The sequence below is a fragment of the Rhodoferax sp. GW821-FHT07G04 genome (assembly GCF_059418585.1).
Map to the genome: position 1 here is coordinate 46,137 of NZ_JBWKQD010000003.1, position 16,361 is coordinate 62,497.

Annotated in this window: 13 protein-coding genes; 7 read left to right on the plus strand and 6 right to left on the minus strand. The window is 63.3% G+C overall.

Annotation, left to right across the window (positions count from 1 at the left end):
* Positions 1-50: 50 nt before the first annotated feature.
* The 5 genes from AC07OO_RS17490 to AC07OO_RS17510 are packed head-to-tail and all read right to left on the minus strand — an operon-like array spanning position 51 to position 6,640.
* Positions 51-1,481, minus strand: coding sequence for an SPOR domain-containing protein (locus AC07OO_RS17490; RefSeq protein WP_495083409.1), 1,431 nt, complete (start codon positions 1,479-1,481; stop codon positions 51-53).
* A gap of 6 nt (positions 1,482-1,487) precedes the next feature.
* Positions 1,488-2,651, minus strand: a complete 1,164-nt coding sequence (gene mltB / locus AC07OO_RS17495) for a lytic murein transglycosylase B (protein WP_495083410.1) — start codon at positions 2,649-2,651, stop codon at positions 1,488-1,490.
* A 14-nt stretch (positions 2,652-2,665) separates the two neighbouring features.
* Positions 2,666-4,681: a transglutaminase TgpA family protein gene (locus AC07OO_RS17500; RefSeq protein ID WP_495083411.1), complete on the minus strand. Its 2,016-nt coding sequence runs from the start codon at positions 4,679-4,681 to the stop codon at positions 2,666-2,668.
* Between the two features lie 8 nt (positions 4,682-4,689).
* Positions 4,690-5,709, minus strand: a complete 1,020-nt coding sequence (locus tag AC07OO_RS17505; RefSeq protein ID WP_495083412.1) for a DUF58 domain-containing protein — start codon at positions 5,707-5,709, stop codon at positions 4,690-4,692.
* A 10-nt stretch (positions 5,710-5,719) separates the two neighbouring features.
* Positions 5,720-6,640 (minus strand): AAA family ATPase, encoded by a 921-nt coding sequence (locus AC07OO_RS17510; protein ID WP_495083413.1) that lies wholly within the window; start codon positions 6,638-6,640, stop codon positions 5,720-5,722.
* Between the two features lie 41 nt (positions 6,641-6,681).
* Here AC07OO_RS17510 and AC07OO_RS17515 point away from each other — a divergent pair, with 41 nt between their 5' ends.
* The 7 genes from AC07OO_RS17515 to AC07OO_RS17545 all read left to right on the plus strand — a co-directional run bounded on the left by AC07OO_RS17515 (position 6,682) and on the right by AC07OO_RS17545 (position 15,324).
* A complete protein-coding gene (locus AC07OO_RS17515; protein ID WP_495083414.1) occupies positions 6,682-7,635 on the plus strand; it encodes a histone deacetylase family protein in 954 nt (317 codons plus the stop codon).
* A complete protein-coding gene (locus tag AC07OO_RS17520) occupies positions 7,635-8,915 on the plus strand; it encodes a mechanosensitive ion channel family protein (RefSeq protein WP_495083415.1) in 1,281 nt (426 codons plus the stop codon). The genes AC07OO_RS17515 and AC07OO_RS17520 overlap by 1 nt, the downstream gene beginning before the upstream one ends.
* Positions 8,916-9,040: 125 nt before the next feature.
* Complete coding sequence (locus AC07OO_RS17525) at positions 9,041-10,375, plus strand: NHL domain-containing protein (RefSeq protein ID WP_495083416.1); 1,335 nt, start codon at positions 9,041-9,043, stop codon at positions 10,373-10,375.
* 298 nt (positions 10,376-10,673) lie between these two features.
* The gene (locus AC07OO_RS17530; protein WP_495083417.1) at positions 10,674-11,423 is read left to right on the plus strand and encodes an electron transfer flavoprotein subunit beta/FixA family protein; all 750 of its coding nucleotides are present in this window, start codon (positions 10,674-10,676) and stop codon (positions 11,421-11,423) included.
* Positions 11,424-11,434: 11 nt separating this feature from the next.
* A complete protein-coding gene (locus AC07OO_RS17535; RefSeq protein ID WP_495083418.1) occupies positions 11,435-12,367 on the plus strand; it encodes an electron transfer flavoprotein subunit alpha/FixB family protein in 933 nt (310 codons plus the stop codon).
* A 94-nt stretch (positions 12,368-12,461) separates the two neighbouring features.
* Positions 12,462-14,252 (plus strand): acyl-CoA dehydrogenase, encoded by a 1,791-nt coding sequence (locus AC07OO_RS17540; protein WP_495083419.1) that lies wholly within the window; start codon positions 12,462-12,464, stop codon positions 14,250-14,252.
* Between the two features lie 115 nt (positions 14,253-14,367).
* Positions 14,368-15,324, plus strand: a complete 957-nt coding sequence (locus AC07OO_RS17545; RefSeq protein ID WP_495083420.1) for an NAD(P)H-dependent flavin oxidoreductase — start codon at positions 14,368-14,370, stop codon at positions 15,322-15,324.
* Between the two features lie 143 nt (positions 15,325-15,467).
* On the opposite strand, the gene AC07OO_RS17550 is transcribed toward AC07OO_RS17545, so the two are convergent.
* Positions 15,468-16,358 carry a hypothetical protein gene (locus AC07OO_RS17550; protein ID WP_495083421.1) on the minus strand — a complete coding sequence of 297 codons (891 nt, stop codon included), beginning with the start codon at positions 16,356-16,358 and terminating at the stop codon, positions 15,468-15,470.
* Positions 16,359-16,361: the final 3 nt, after the last annotated feature.

The window sequence follows — 16,361 nt, forward strand, 5'->3', positions numbered from 1 at the left end:
GGCCCCCTCGGGGGGCAGCGTAGTACGCGCAGCGACAAGCGTGGGGGCTATTACATCTGGATGACGACCGCGTCCAACTGCAAGGCCTTGATCTTTTCCACGGCGGCATCCGCGTCGGCCTTGTTGGCAAAGGGGCCAACCCGAACGCGGATCTGGCGGGTCTTGGCTTTGAGCTCTTTCATCACCGAAGGCAGATTGGCTTCCAGCAGCTTGGCGTGGGCGCGGGCGGCGTTCTCGGGCACGCCAAACAGGCCTACGTTGATGAAATAGGGCTTGTCGGTGCTGCTGGCGCCGGCCGCTTTGTCGCTGTGGGATGCGGACGCGGCTGCTTGGGGCTCGGCCATTGCTGTTTGCGGCTTCTTCGCTTTGGCGACGGCTGGCTTGTCCGCCTCTTTCTTCGCATGCACCACTGGAACAGCCGCAGGCACGGTGGCGGCAGGGCTGCTGGCCTTTTCCTTGAGTGGGGTGCTTGCAGCAGCACTATGCGCGTCGGCCTTGGCTTCGGGTTTGGCAGGTGCTGCCGCCTTGTTGCCAGGGGACGCAGCGGTTGCGGCCGATGGAGCACTGGACGGTGGCGTTGCCGCAATGGGAACAGAAGCCGGGGCACGCGCCACCGAGGCACTGGGGGTTGGCGCTGATGCAGCCGCAGAGGCCGCCATGGCCGCCGGCGCAGCACTGCTGGCTGCGGTGGCGGATCCGGTTACAGCAGGTGCGGCCGCACTGGCCAGGGTTGCGAATGCCGATGCGGCGGAGGCTGCAGGGGTGGGCGTGCTGGCGGCATTGGCCGGGGCGCTGGCGGCTGCCACGGCTGCAGATGCGGCAGGTTGCAATGGGCTGGCCGTCACCGGGGTTGGCGTGGCTTCTGGGGTGGTGCGTCCCATCGCCACCTGGCCTGCTTCCAGCGCGCCTTGGGGCATGACACTGACCGTGCTGAGTGCAGCCACCTGCAGGTATACCAGGATGGCCACCAGCAGAAAGGCGGCATTGGCGCCAGCCAGCCAGATGGCCCGGCGGCGGGTGCTGGCCTTGCGCAACAGCGCGTCGCGTGCGTCGGCCACCTTGGAATGCTCCACCAGAGCCTTGGACATGGCCTTGCGGCACTCGGTATGGAACAGCGCGTTGCCAAACAAACCCGGCAGCACAAAGGCCGCCAAACCAAAGCCCAGACCCAGGGCCATCATCAGCGTGTCTGAAAACTGCAGCACCAGATGGCCAATGCCAAACACCAGCAGCGCCACCGTGACCAGGATGCCCACATAGGCCAGGGCCGCCACCCAGAGTTTGCGAAACACCAGCCAGTTCAGCGTCAGCAGGCTGGCGGCCGTGTTCCAGCTGATGCCGGCGTGGTCGGCGGCTTCAAAGCGGGTAAAGATGGGGAGGTAGTAGCCGCCGCCAACCGGGCCTATGGCGGCGCGGTACAGCGTGGTCGTGACATCTTCTTCCGGGGCCGGTGTGGTGGTGAAGAGGGCGGGTTCTACCATGGCGTGTTATTTTGACATGGCGGCGGCCACTTCCTGGCCCAGTTCGATGACCGCCAAAGCGTAATAGCTGCTCCAGTTGTAACGGGTGATGGCGTAGAAGTTTTCGGTGCCCACAATGTACAGCGGCGGCGCATCCCCGTTTTGCAATTCGACCAGGGCCAGCGGGCCTACATGCTGCAGGGCCTTGGCATCCAGTTCGGCGCCCATGGCGGCCATGGTGGCGGCGGTGAAGGTGGGCAGGATGTCGGGCGCCAACAGGGCTGTCTTGTCCATGCCCTCGGACTGCAGACGCACCGGGTAGTGGGTGGGCATGCCGGGCTTCCACTGGAAGGACTTGAAGTAATTAGCCACCGAGCCAATGACGTCGGCTGTGCTGTGGAACAGGTCGATGCGGCCATCGCCATCAAAGTCCACCGCGTATTTGCTCCAGCTCGATGGCATGAACTGTGGCAAGCCCATGGCGCCGGCATAGCTGCCGCGCAGCGCCAACGGGTCGGTGTGGGTGCGGTTTGTCAAAGCCAAAAAGGCTTCCAGTTCCGACAGAAAAAAGGCCGTACGCTCCTGCGCACGGGGATGCTGGGCAGGGAAGTCAAAGGCCAGTGTGGTCAGCGCATCCATGACGCGGTAGCCGCCAATCTGCTGGCCGTAGATGGTCTCCACGCCAATGATGCCGACGATGATGCTGGCCGGCACGCCGGTCTGCTGCTCGGCGCGCTCGAGCGTCTCGCGGTTGTCACGCCAAAACTTGACGCCGGCGTTGATGCGGATCGGTTCAACAAAGCGGCTGCGGTACACGGCCCAGTTCTTGGCGGTGCCAACCGGCGGCGGGGTGATGGCGCGGGCAATGCCCGGCATGTAACGCGACTGGCCGATGGCGTGGCGCACCCATTGCGGCTCCAGGCCCAGGCGCTGGGCGATGCCGTCGGCGGCCTGCAGGACCTCGGGTCGGGTGGCGTACAGCGGGCCGGCGGCCTCGAGCTTGCGGGCCGCCTGCGGCTTGCGCTTGGGCGCACGCTTGCTGGCACCGGCGTGCCCGTGGCTGCTGGGTGCTTTGGCGGCCGCAGATGGGGCTGGGGGCGAATCGCTTGGAAGATTCTGGGCTGTAGCCCTCGTCGATATTGTGCATGATGCTATCAAAATAATAGCAGTCGTTTGCAGGAGGCGGGTCACGGTTGGGGAAGGGTTCACAGAAGACGTTGCGGCCAGGGCAGGGAGCGGAACTCGCGTTGCAGTGTACCCAGTTGTGGGTCCTGGGCATGGCGTGCATAGCGCCATGCCTCCAGGCGCAGCAACCACTCGACGATGGCCGTCAACTCGGGCTTGCTGACGCCGGCATGGGTCTGCAGCAGTGCGGCCACTTGGCGCGGTGGTGCCGTGTCGGGCAGTTGCAGCCCGGCCTTGCGCAGGCGCGCCGTGGCACCGTGCAACAGGCGCAGCCAGGGGTCCTGGCGATGGCGTTCCCACAGCGTCCAGAGGGCGCCGATGCCGCTGGCCGACACCAGCAGGGCGATCAGCACATAGGTCAAATCCTCCCAGCTGGGCGACTCGAATCCCAGGTTGCGCAGCATGTCCAATTGGGTGGTCTGCGAATAGTTCAGTACCCACTGGTTCCATCGGTTGTTGGCGGCTTCCCAGAGGGTGCGTAGGCTGAGCGCAAACTCGGGGTTGACGTTGACAAGGGCCTGCGTGATCACGTTGCGCGGTGCAATCAGCCGCGTGACGCTGCCGGTGCGTCCGGGGGATACGGCCGACGTGGGGTCTACACGCACCCAGCCGCGCTCGGGCACCCACACTTCGGACCAGGCATGGGCATCGCTTTGCCGCACCGTCCAGAAGCCGTCGATGGCGTTGAGATCTCCACCCTGGTAGCCGGTCACGATGCGTGCCGGTATGTTCATGGCCCGCATCAGCAGAACAAAGCTGGACGCTATGTGTTCGCAAAAGCCCATCTTCTTGTCGAACCAGAATTCGTCGGCCGTGTGGGTGCCAAAGACCCCTGGGTCCAGCGTGTAGAGGTAGCCCCCGGTGCGCAGGCGATCCAACACGGTGTTGACCAGCGCCGGTGTGTCTGCACCCTGGTTGCGTGGGTCGGTCAGGATGTCGGCGGCCAACTGTCGGGTGCGCGGGTTGTAGTTGGGGGGTAGCTCCACATACTCCTGCAGCATGAAGCTTCTGCGCAACGGTCCATGGCGGAAGGCCGTGTGGCTTTGCGCCGTATAGCGCACCAGGTCGGTCACGGGGTGGTCTGCCACCCATTGGAGTTCCGGTGTCATGGTGGTGCGAAAACCCTCCAGCACCGGCTTGGTGTCCGTAGCGTCCAGCACCAGAACCCAGGGCTTGTTGTTGGGTTCCAGCGTGACCTGGTAGGAGTAGGTGGTGCCTTGCACCTCCAACTGTGCGATGGACGCTGCCCGCGACGGCAGGATGGGTTGCGCTGGCCCCCACTCGCGCCCGTCGAAGCTCGTCAAGACCGGGCCACGGAAATACATGTCGGCTATGCGGGGGGTTGCGCCGTCAAAGCGGATGCGCATGGCGATGCTGTCGTCCAGCGCCAGGCTGGCAATCGTGCCGACCTGCATGCTGCTGGATAGGCCGGTGAGTCCGGCCATGGCGTCATCGGGTATGCCCCACAGCGGCGCGATGCGCGGAAACAGCATGAACAGCGCCACCATCACCGGTGCGCCCAGCAAGGCCATCCACCCGGCCATCTTGGCCGCCTGCAGCAGCGGCGGGCGCCCCACCGGCATATGGCTGTTGACCAGGGCGGTCAGCAGGCCCAGCAGGCCTATCAGCATGGCCATGGCGGTGAGCAGGCTTTGTGAGAAGAAGAAATTGGAGAGCAGCGTGAAGAAGCCCAGAAAGAAAATCACAAAGGTGTCCCGTTGGCCCCGCATCTCCAGCGTCTTGAGGCTGAGCAACACCACGACATAGGTGACGCCGGCATCGCGCCCCATCAGCGTGCGGTGCGTGAAATACGTGGCGCCGGTGGCAACCACCAGCAGGCCCAGCAACCACCAGCGGGCCGGCAATGCAAAGCCGCGCACCGCCAGATAGCCGCGCCACATCAGCAGGCCCGCCGCCATGCCGGTGCACCACAGCGGCAGGTTGTTGACCTGCGGCGCAATCACCCAGGCGATGACCGTCAGCAGGAATAGCGTATCGCGCGCTTCGCGGGGGAGGTTCTTGAGGGCTTGCAGCATGGAGCTGGTCAGGTGTTGCTGCTGGTGTGCGTCAATGCCAGGGCCTGCAGGCAACTGCGCCTGTGGGCTTCGCCGCTGCCGGGGGCGATCTCTTGGCCGCCCAGGCGCATACCGTAGTGCAGGCCTTGCTGGTCGGCCATCAGCACCCAGGCGCACAGGCGTGACACGGCTTGCTCCATTGCCGCACCGCCGGCCATCGCACCGGCGATGCCGGTATGGGCCAGGTCCAGCCAGAGCTCGAAGCGTTGCACCTGTTGGGCATCGCGGCTGACCAGTTCATCGGACTTGGCGGCCTTTTTCCACACCACCAGCTTCAGCGGGTCGCCGCGGCGGTAGGCGCGCACGCCGTCGAACTCGCCGGTGCTTTGGCGCTGCACCGTGGCCTGCCCACCCGCGCGGGCCTCGCCCGGTGGCAGCGGTGGCGGATGCAGTTCGGGGGCGGGGTAGACCAGCACCTGGGCGGCCGGGCGCCACACGGTCCACACCCGGAAGGTGCCCAATGGGAAACGCGTTTCCGCTGTCAGCGGCGGCACGCGGTGCAGGCCGCGGTGCGGGGCCTGGAAGGCGACCTGCACCGTGGACCGGCCCTGGGCGGGCACATCGGTCCAACTCCAGTGCTGGGTGCCCAGCACGGCCAGGCCTATGCCGTAGCGTACGGAGCGTTTGTCGCTCAGCAGGTTCACGCCAATGGCAATGTTCGCCCCCGCAAAATGGTCTTCGGGTGCTACCAAATTCATAGTAATACCGCGCAGGGTGCCGTGGCATACCTGCATGCCGACAACCGCACTGCCGGTGAGCAGAAAGGTCAGCACATAGCCCAGGTTCAACTGGTAGTTGATGGAGGCCACCAGCAGAACCAGCAGCGTCGCGCCCAGCATGAAGCCCGGTCCAGTGGGCAGGATGTAGACGTTGCGCTGCGTCAGCGTTGTGCTGTCGCGCAACGGCAACCGGGCTTGCCACCACATCTGAAAGCGCCCCCTGACATAGGCCAGTGGGTGCCAAATCGGACTCGGCAAAACAGTCGTCATGGACGGTAGGTCAAGGGAGCGGGACGGCGGCCAGCATCGCGCGCACTTGCTCTACAGCACCACGCCCGGCATCACCCACCGGAATCAGCCGGTGCGCAATGGTCTGCGGCAGCATGGCCTGCACGTCATCAGGTGCCACATAGTCGCGTCCGCTGAGCAGGGCCTGGGCTTTGGCCGCCCGCACCACGGCGATGCCGGCGCGGGGCGAGAGGCCCTGCAGGAACCACTTGCCGGAGCGGGTCGCGGCAATCAGGTCCTGCACATAGTCCAGCAGCGGGCCGGCCGCATGCACGGCCAGAACCTGTTGCTGCAGGTGTTGCAGCTCCGTCTGGGAGAGCAAGGCGGGCAGGCGCTCCACGATCTCGCGCCGGTCATGGCCGGCCAGCAGTTCGCGTTCGGCCAGGCGGTCTGGGTAGCCCAGCGATATGCGCATCAGGAAGCGGTCCATCTGTGATTCGGGTAGTGCATAGGTGCCCAACTGGTCCAATGGGTTTTGCGTGGCGATGACGAAGAAGGGCAGGGGCAGCGGGCGGGTCTCGCCCTCAATGGTGACCTGCTTTTCTTCCATGGCTTCCAACAGCGCGCTCTGCGTCTTGGGGCTGGCCCGGTTGATCTCATCGGCCAGCAGCACCTGGGCGAAGATGGGACCGGGGTGGAACACAAAGGCCTCTTTGCCGCGTTCGTAGATCGATACCCCCGACAGGTCGCTGGGCATCAGGTCCGAGGTAAATTGCACCCGGGAGAACTGCAGGCCGAAAGTGCGGGCCAGCGCGTGGGCCAGCGTGGTCTTGCCGACACCGGGTACATCGTCGATCAGCAGGTGGCCGCCGGCGAGCAGGCAGGCCACGCAGTCCTGGATCTGTGCCGATTTGCCCACAATCACCGTGTTAAGCTGGTCGAGCAGGGATTTGAGTTTGAGTTGTGCGTCCATGCAGGGACATTAACCGAAAATTTTGAGATGCGAGAGCTTTGGTGAACAAGACCGGTTACTTTTCCCACACCGATTGCTGGAAACACGAAATGGGTGCCGGCCATCCTGAATGCCCCGACCGCCTGTCCGCCATCGAAGACCGTTTGCTGGTCAGCGGCGTGGGCGATGCGCTGGACCGGCGCGAGGCGCCGCAGGCCGCCCTTGCCGACATCGAATTGGCCCATGGCCGCATGCATGTGGCCGCGCTGCGCGGCCTGACCGATGGGCTGCGCGACGAGATCCAGGCCGGTGGCCCCTGCTATGCCCAGATCGACCCCGATACCTCGCTCAACGTCCACACCTGGAATGCCGCCCTGCGCGCCGCCGGTGCTGCACTGGCCGCCACCGATGCGGTAATAGCAGGTGAGTTGGAAAACGCTTTTTGCTCCATACGCCCGCCCGGCCACCATGCCTGCCGTGACACGGCCATGGGTTTTTGCTTTTTGAACAATGTAGCCATTGCGGCCCGCTATGCGCTGGAGCGCCATGGTCTCAAGCGCGTGGCGATTGTGGACTTTGACGTGCACCACGGCAACGGCACCGAAGACATCGTGGCCGGCGATCAGCGGGTCTTGATGGTCAGCTTTTTTCAGCACCCCTTTTATCCACCCGGCGGTGCCCGCTCCCATGCCAGCAACCTGGTCAACGTGCCGGTGCCGGCCTACACCAAGGGGCCGCAGGTGCGTGAGCTGGTCGAGACCCAGTGGCTGCCGCGCCTGGAGGCCTACAAGCCCGAGATGATTTTCATCAGCGCCGGCTTTGACGCCCACCGTCTGGACGATATGGGACAGATGGGCCTGGTGGAGGCGGATTACGCCTGGATCACTGAGCGCATCAAGGCGGTCGCACAGCGCCATGCCAAAGGGCGCATCGTGTCCTGCCTGGAGGGGGGCTACAACCTGGACGCTTTGGCGCAGAGCGTCGAGGCCCATATTCGTGTACTGGCAGATTTGTAATGGCAAACATTCCCAAAGTTTCCGCGCCCCAACCGATTGACGACCTGGACGGTTGGCTGGCCGCCTTCACACAAACTACCGTGCTGGTGGAGCTGGGCGCTCTGGCGCTGTGCGTGGCCTTGTCCTGGGGCCTGGTCGTGGCGCTGCGCCGTTCATTGGGTGGCTACGACGGCAAGTCCATCCTGTTTGGCCAGCGTGCGGTGGATGGTGTGCTGTTCCCGCTGGTATTGCTGCTGCTGAGTTCGGTGGCCTTGGCTATCGTCGGCAATTTCATGCGCATTGCTATCTTCAAGGTGGCGATTCCGGTGCTGGTCGCGCTGGTCGTCATCCGCATGGGCGTCAAGGTCTTGCGTGTGGCCTTTGAAGAGGCGCGTTGGGCCCGTTCGCTGGAACACACCATCTCCTGGGTGGCCTGGCTGGCCATGGTGCTTTGGGTCAGCGGCCTGCTGCCCGTGGTGCTGAACGAGCTGGACCAGATCACGTGGAAGGTGGGCGGCGCCACGCTGTCGGTGCGCAACATCATCGAAGGCCTGCTGACCGCCGGTGCGGTGTTGATACTCACACTGTGGATATCGGCGGCCATCGAGACGCGGCTGCTCCGCTCTGCCACGGGCGGCGAGCTGTCCTTGCGCAAGGCGATCAGCAATGCGACCCGGGCGCTGTTGATGTTTGTCGGCCTGATCGTGGCCCTGTCTACGGTGGGCATCGACCTGACGGCCTTGTCGGTGCTGGGTGGTGCAGTTGGCGTGGGCATAGGCTTTGGCCTGCAGAAGCTGGCGGCCAACTACATCAGCGGCTTTGTGATCCTGGCCGAGCGCAGCATGCGCATTGGCGACAGTGTGAAGGTCGACAATTTTGAGGGCATCATCACCGAGATCAATGCCCGCTACACCGTGGTGCGTTCGCTGGGTGGGCGCGAGTCCATCGTGCCCAATGAAATGCTGATCACCAGCCGGGTGGAAAACCTGTCGCTGGCCGACCCCCACCTGTACCAGACCACCGTGGTCTCAGTCGCTTATGACAGCAATGTAGAGCAGGTGTCGGCACTGCTGCTACAGGCGGCGCTGGCCCAGGAGCGGGTATTGCGCGACCCCGCGCCGTCGATCTACCTGTCCGCCTTCGGCGCCGACGGCCTCGAATTCACCGTGGGCTACTGGCTGCGCGACGTGCAGAACGGCCAGATGGGCCTGCGCTCCGACATCAACCGCGCCGTGCTGGCCGCGCTGCGGGCCAACAACATCGAGATTCCCTACCCGCAACGGGTGGTGCACCAGCGTTGACCCTGGGATTGTTTGCGAGCCGGCGCTTGGCGAATGCCCAACGCTGCGTTGGATAATGACATTGCGTTCCACGTCCATGCCCAGTGGCGCATCCCTACACACAACCCGTAAAGTAAACGAGAAGAATGTCCGAAGTCAGTCCTCAAGCCTTGCGCATCGCTAATCTGGCAACGTTCGCCTTCATTGCTGTTTCTGGCGTAACCGCGCATGCTGGCAGCGTCTACGACCCTAGCTCACAGTTGCTTAGCTTGGACAGTGTGGCTGTGGGCGCAAGCACGTATCGCAACGTTGTTGCGACCATAAACTCCTATTCATTGCATATGGTTGCCGGTGGTGTAGCGGGAGGCGACTCTTTCGACCCTGCATCCAACACGTTGGTTCTCGGCACGGTGAGTGTGCAGGGCAAGACATATAACAATGTCATTACCAAAATCGGCTCCTATGTCCTACGCAGTGCGGACCTCGTTCCCGAAAATCCCTCGTCAACGTCGGTAGCTCCTGGCGCTCCCGCGCTGAGTCTCTATGCGGGCACTCCAGGCGCCAACAGCCCGGCGGGTAGTGGAGCTGCCGCGCGTTTTTTTCAGCCATCGGTTTGGGCTGTTGACGTTCTGGGCAACATCTACGTTCGCGACTATTCCACTTTACAAAAGATCCCTCCGAATAAAGACACGACCGCGATCTTTAACTGGGGTACGAATCTTAGTTATGGAACTGTCGCTGTTCTTACCGTTGCGAAGACGGGTGAGATTTACTATTCCACATTTCAGCACTCTATTGGGAAGTTCGGGGTAGGCACCCTAGCGGGCCCCACTCCTATTGTTTCTGGGTTTGGTTCTTCGGCACCGTCGGGTTCCGATGATGGTCAGGGGGCTAGTGCACGGTTCAATGACCCGATGGGCGTGGTGACGGATAGCTTCGGCAATCTCTTTGTCGCAGATCGGCTGAACCACACTATTCGAAAAATCACACCTAGCGGCTTTGTGACAACCTTTGCAGGCTTGGCTGGTGCATCGGGGACCGTTGATGGCAAAGGCACTCTTGCAAGGCTAAATCTGCCCGAATATTTGGCTATTGACGCACAGAACACTTTGTATGTGTCTAGTGGGGACTTCACAATCCGGAAAATTACTTCAGACGGGACGGTCAGCACCCTTGCGGGAAAGGCGGGGCTCAGCGGCTCGACCGACGGGATAGGCAATTCAGCGAGGTTTTCCAACGTGACAGGGCTTGCAGTGAGTGACGCTGGAAACATTTATCTCGCGGACTATGGCAACCACGTGATCAGGAAAATCGACCAAGATAGCATCGTAACCACCATTGCTGGCAAGGCTGGCGTTGTTGGATATGAGTTGGGTGCGTTGCCGGGCAAGCTTACTTACCCTACCGGAGTTGCCATTTCTGGCACAACTTTGTACTTTGCTTCGTGGAACACGGTTGTCCAGATAAACAACGTTCCGTGATTCGCCCAGGCGCATCAGACCCAGGCGATCGCTCGGCCATCAGCCAACCGTACTCGCCGCGCCGATCCACCTTCCGCGAAGCACAGTGCACCAAAGGTGACAGCCAACCCCACCTGGGCAGCTGGGTCGGGCGAAAATGTCAGGGTATAATTTAAAAAAGCACGATCGTTCTTTTTTCGTATATATTCATGTCGGCTGGACGACAGGCATTGGTCCTTGTCGTGGTGCGGCATAGAATCGAGTGAGTTGACGTTTACGTAAAGGTAAACCCCCTTTTTCTAACTACTGGAGTAGAGCAATGAAAGCTTTGGTCGCCGTCAAGCGCGTGGTGGACTACAACGTCAAGGTGCGGGTCAAGTCCGACGGCACCGGCGTGGACATCGCCAACGTCAAAATGAGCATGAACCCCTTTGACGAAATCGCCATCGAAGAGGCCGTGCGTCTGAAGGAAAAGGGTATCGTCACCGAGATCATCGCTGTCTCTTGCGGCGTGACCCAGTGCCAGGAAACCCTGCGCACTGCGATGGCCATCGGCGCCGACCGCGGCATCCTGGTCGAAACCGCGGTGGAGTTGCAACCCCTGGCCGTTGCCAAGCTGCTCAAGGCCCTGGTCGACAAAGAACAACCTGGCCTCATCATCCTGGGCAAGCAAGCCATTGACGATGACTGCAACCAGACCGGCCAGATGCTGGCTGCGTTGGCCGATCTGCCCCAAGGCACCTTCGCCAGCAAGGTCGAACTGGTCGACGGCAAGGTCAATGTGACCCGCGAAGTGGATGGCGGCGCCGAAACCGTGTCCCTGACCCTGCCCGCCGTTGTTACCACCGACCTGCGCCTGAACGAGCCCCGTTATGTGACGCTGCCCAACATCATGAAGGCCAAGAAGAAGCAACTCGACGTGCTGACCCCTGAAGCCCTGGGTGTGGACGTCAACCCCCGCATCAAGACCCTCAAAGTGGTCGAGCCACCCAAGCGCAGCGCCGGTATCAAGGTGCCCGACGTCGCAACCCTGGTTGCCAAGCTCAAGACTGAAGCCAAAGTTATCTAAGGAACACGGAAATGACTTCTCTCGTTATTGCTGAACACGACAACGCATCCATCAAGGGTGCCACCCTGAACACCGTGACTGCCGCTGTGAAATGCGGTGGTGATGTGCATGTGCTGGTGGCTGGCGCCAATGCCGGTGCTGCCGCCGCCGCCGCTGCGCAAATCGCCGGTGTGGCCAAGGTACTGCATGCCGATGGCGACGCCTTCGCCCATGGCCTGGCCGAAAACGTGGCCGCCCAAGTGCTGGCCGTGGCCGGCAACTACAGCCACATCCTGTTTGCTGCTACCGCATCGGGCAAGAACATCGCCCCCCGCGTGGCTGCCAAGCTGGACGTGGGCCAGATCTCCGACATCACCAAGGTGGACAGCGCCGACACGTTCGAGCGCCCCATCTACGCCGGCAACGCCATCGCCACCGTGCAAAGCGCCGAAGCCACCAAGGTGCTGACCGTGCGTACCACCGGTTTCGACCCCGCTGCTGCCACTGGCGGTAGCGCTGCCGTGGAAACACTGACAGCCGTTGGCGCCAGTGCCAAGGCCACTTTCGTCGGCTCTGAAATTGCCAAGAACGACCGCCCCGAACTGACCGCTGCCAAGATCATCGTCTCCGGTGGCCGCGCTCTGGGTTCCAGCGAAAAGTTCATGGACGTCATGACCCCGCTGGCCGACAAGCTGGGCGCCGCACTGGGTGCATCCCGCGCGGCCGTGGACGCAGGCTATGCGCCCAATGACTGGCAAGTGGGCCAGACCGGCAAGATCGTCGCGCCCCAGCTGTACATCGCCGCCGGCATCAGCGGCGCCATCCAGCACTTGGCCGGCATGAAGGACAGCAAGGTCATCGTCGCCATCAACAAGGACCCCGAAGCGCCCATCTTCAGCGTGGCCGACTACGGTCTGGAGGCGGACCTCTTCGTCGCCGTGCCGGAGTTGACAGCGGCGCTGTAAGCGCGAAGCTGCTGAAAAGGGCATCCGAAGTGATGCCCTTTTTTTGTCTTGTTGTGTTTGTTTTTTCTGTTTGAAGTAATCCCCGGAGTACCCCATGAGCTACGTCGCGCCCGTCAAGGACATGCTGTTCAACATTCAGCATTTGGCCAAGATCGACCAGATCGCACAAATCCCCGGCTTTGAAGACGCCGGCTTTGACACCGCGCAGGCCGTAGTGGAAGAGGCGGCCAAGTTCAACGAAGGCGTGCTGGCACCGCTGAACCGCGCCGGCGACCTCAACCCCTCCAGCTGGAAAGACGGTGTCGTCACCGCCACGCCTGGCTTCAAGGAGGCCTTCAAGCAATTCACCGAAGGCGGCTGGCAGGGTCTGCAGCACCCCACCGACTTCGGCGGCCAGGGCCTGCCCAAGACCATTGGCTCCGTCTGCGGCGAGATGCAGAACTCCGCTAACATGAGCTTCGCGCTGTGCCCGCTGTTGAGCGATGGCGCGATTGAAGCGCTGCTGACCGCTGGCTCCGATGAACTCAAGGCCACCTACCTGGAGAAGCTGGTCAGTGGCCAGTGGACCGGCACCATGAACCTGACCGAGCCCCAGGCCGGCAGCGACCTGGCCGCCGTGCGCACCCGCGCCGAGCCCCAGCCCGACGGCAGCTACAAGATTTTCGGTACCAAGATCTTCATCACCTGGGGTGAGCATGACATGGCCGAGAACATCATCCACCTGGTGTTGGCCCGCGTGCAGGGCGCTCCCGAAGGCGTGAAGGGCATCAGCCTGTTTGTGGTGCCCAAGTTCATGGTCGGCGCCGATGGCGCACTGGGCGCGCGCAACGATGTGCACTGCGTCAGCATCGAACACAAGCTGGGCATCAAGGCCAGCCCCACCGCTGTGTTGCAGTTCGGCGACCACGGCGGTGCTGTGGGTTACCTGGTTGGTGAAGAAAACCGCGGCCTGGAATACATGTTCATCATGATGAACGCCGCCCGCTACGGCGTGGGCGTGCAGGGCATTGCCACGGCCGAGCTGGCCTACCAGACCGCGGTGCGCTTTTCGCGCGAACGCGTGCAAAGCCGCCCCGTGGATGGCTCGGTCAAGGCCGCAGCGCCCATCATCCACCACCCCGATGTGCGCCGCATGCTGATGACGATGCGCGCTTACGTGGAAGGCTGCCGCGCCATGGCCAGCGTCGCTGCATCGGCGTACGACGCCGCCCACCACCACCCCGACGCGGACGTGCGCCAGGTCAACCAGACCTTCTACGAATTCATGGTGCCCCTGGTCAAGGGCTACAGCACCGAGATGAGCTTGGAAGTGACATCGCTGGCCGTGCAGGTGCACGGCGGCATGGGCTTCATCGAAGAAACCGGCGTGGCCCAGTTCTATCGCGACGCGAAGATCCTGACCATCTACGAAGGCACAACCGCCATCCAGGCCAATGACCTGGTGGGCCGCAAGACATCGCGCGACGGCGGCCAGACCGCCAAGGCCATCGCCACCCAGATCGAGACGACTGAGGCCGAATTGCTGAAGAGCGGAACCGCCGACGCGACCGCCGTGGCCAAGCGCCTGAAGGCTGCGCGCGAGGCGCTGATCGACGTCGTCAACTTTGTCGCGGGCAACACCAAGGCCAGCCCCAACGCCGTGTTCGCAGGCAGCGTGCCCTACCTGATGCTGGCCGGCAATGTGATGGCGGGCTGGCAGCTGGCCCGTGCGCTGTTGGTGGCGCAGGAGCAGATCGCCGCTGGCAATGACGTGGCCTTCATGCAGGCCAAGATCACGACCGCGCGCTTCTACGCGGACCACCTGCTGGTCAAGGCCGGCGGCCTGCGTGACAGCATTGTCGAAGGCGCGGATTGCGTCACCGCGCTGCCGCTGGACGCGTTCTAAGCACCGCACGCACCAGTACCTCCATGGCGTAGCACCTCCCGTTTCTGGCACCCAGGTGACAGGGGCTGGCGGTGCTTTTGCTTTAGCCTCATTGCTCCACAACAGGAATATCCGAATGTCCAAACTGCCTGGCGCCTTGGCGCACGTTCCGTTTCCCGTCATCGGCTCGCCGCTGTTCATCATCAGCAACCCCAAGCTGGTTATTGCCCAGTGCATCGCCGGTATCGTAGGCTCCATGCCCGCGCTCAATGCGCGCCCGGCCGAGCAACTGGAAGAGTGGCTGATCGAGATCACAGAAGGCCTGGCGGCCTACAACGCCGCCAACCCGCACAAGCCCGCCGCGCCCTTTGCCATCAACCAGATCGTGCACAAGAGCAACGACCGGCTGGAGCACGACATGGCCCTGTGCGTGAAGTACAAGGTGCCGATCATCATCACCAGCTTGGGCGCGCGCGAAGACATCAACGCCGCGGCCCACAGCTATGGTGGTGTGGTGCTGCACGACATCATCAACAACAAGTTCGCCCGCAAGGCGATCGAGAAAGGTGCCGACGGCCTGATCGCCGTGGCCGCGGGTGCGGGGGGCCACGCGGGCGTCAAGAGCCCGTTTGCGCTGGTGCAGGAGATTCGCCAGTGGTTCGACGGCCCCTTGGCCCTGTCCGGCTCCATCTCCACCGGCGACGCAGTGCTGGCCGCCCTGGCGCTGGGCGCGGACTTCGCCTACATCGGCTCGGCCTTCATCGCCACCGAAGAGGCCCGCGCGGCCGAGGCCTACAAACAGGCCATCGTGGACGGCAGCTCGGACGACATCGTCTACAGCAACCTCTTCACCGGCGTGCATGGCAACTACCTGGCACCCAGCATCCGCGCCGCTGGCCTGGACCCCGAAAACCTGCCGGTCAGCGACCCCAGCAAGATGAACTTCGGCGGCGCCGGCTCAGCCAAGGCCTGGAAAGAAATCTGGGGCTGCGGTCAGGGCATCGGCGTCATCAACAAGGTCCAAGGCGCGGCCGAGTTTGTAGAGCAGCTGAAGCGCGAATACACACAGGCCCGGGCGCGCCTAGCGCTGTAGGGTGATGGCACGCGGTGCTCGTTTCGGATGACTGTGTGCTATCAAAGTAATAGCGAGTTACTTAGATTTGGCGAGGGCTAGAGGCTGTTTTTCTTTGTGATGTGCCACAATAAACCCGTTTTGGGTATTTTTTGAGCTCTTTTTTAAGCCAAAGGCGAGCTACCCAGCGCGTCCAAGTCGTCCTGGCACCAGCTGCGCTCGTCTTCAGGCACCAACTGCCACTGCGCCAGTGCGGCCGCATGGCTGTGGGCAAAGGCCTCGGTCTGGCCGGCAGCCCGCTGGGCCAAGCCCAGCACGGCGTGGGCAAAGAAGAGCTCAAAGGCGGGGGCAGCGTTGCGCGTGCAGACGTCCACGCAGCGCTGAGCGGCTTCCACCGCGGCATCGGCCAGGCCGGCCTGCAGGCGGCTGCGGGCCAGGCGGTATTCGGCGCGCTCCTCTTCTAGCCAGGTGCCGGCCCGCTTCCAGTATTTCAGGCCGGCCTCGGCGCAGGTCAGCATGGCCTGGGTTTCGGCGGGCTGGCGGTGGGCCATGCCTTCCAGCGTCATGGCCAAATTGTTGCCGGCAATGGCCAGCGCGCGGATGGCGGGCGAGCCGTCGGGCAGGCCGGCTTCGGCTATCTGCAATGCCTCGGTGAATGCGGTGATAGCGCGGGCAGTTTCGCCACGGCCCGCCAGTGCAGCAGTGGCCGTGGCCAGTGCGGATATGCGTTGTGCGGGCTCCAGGCCCTGCAATGCCTGCGCGGTATCGTGGCCGCTGGCATAGCGCAGGCTGGCCACGCTCTGCAACAGGGTGATGTGGGCCGCTTCGCTGGGGCCCTCTGCGGGCAGTTGTTGGCCCAGGCGGGTCAGCAGATCGACGCCCTGCTGCCATTGGCCAAGGTGCTCGCCGTAGACGTGCACCAGCAGGCGTGCAAAGGGGATGGCCTGCTCGGGGGTCTCGACGCGCGGGCAGGCGGCCATCAATTGGTCGGCCACGGCCTGGGGTGCATCGCCGTGGTCGCGCCAGCCGGCCTTGATCAGCTCATCCAGGTCCATAGC

Bases quoted from the DNA above. Each gene is read 5' to 3' on its own strand.
- AC07OO_RS17490 (WP_495083409.1), bottom strand. From the start codon at position 1,481: ATGGTAGAACCCGCCCTCTTCACCACCACACCGGCCCCGGAAGAAGAT.
- AC07OO_RS17500 (WP_495083411.1), bottom strand. From the start codon at position 4,681: ATGCTGCAAGCCCTCAAGAACCTCCCCCGCGAAGCGCGCGATACGCTA.
- AC07OO_RS17505 (WP_495083412.1), bottom strand. From the start codon at position 5,709: ATGACGACTGTTTTGCCGAGTCCGATTTGGCACCCACTGGCCTATGTC.
- AC07OO_RS17510 (WP_495083413.1), bottom strand. From the start codon at position 6,640: ATGGACGCACAACTCAAACTCAAATCCCTGCTCGACCAGCTTAACACG.
- AC07OO_RS17520 (WP_495083415.1), top strand. From the start codon at position 7,635: ATGGCAAACATTCCCAAAGTTTCCGCGCCCCAACCGATTGACGACCTG.
- AC07OO_RS17525 (WP_495083416.1), top strand. From the start codon at position 9,041: ATGTCCGAAGTCAGTCCTCAAGCCTTGCGCATCGCTAATCTGGCAACG.
- AC07OO_RS17530 (WP_495083417.1), top strand. From the start codon at position 10,674: ATGAAAGCTTTGGTCGCCGTCAAGCGCGTGGTGGACTACAACGTCAAG.
- AC07OO_RS17535 (WP_495083418.1), top strand. From the start codon at position 11,435: ATGACTTCTCTCGTTATTGCTGAACACGACAACGCATCCATCAAGGGT.
- AC07OO_RS17540 (WP_495083419.1), top strand. From the start codon at position 12,462: ATGAGCTACGTCGCGCCCGTCAAGGACATGCTGTTCAACATTCAGCAT.
- AC07OO_RS17545 (WP_495083420.1), top strand. From the start codon at position 14,368: ATGTCCAAACTGCCTGGCGCCTTGGCGCACGTTCCGTTTCCCGTCATC.
- AC07OO_RS17550 (WP_495083421.1), bottom strand. From the start codon at position 16,358: ATGGACCTGGATGAGCTGATCAAGGCCGGCTGGCGCGACCACGGCGAT.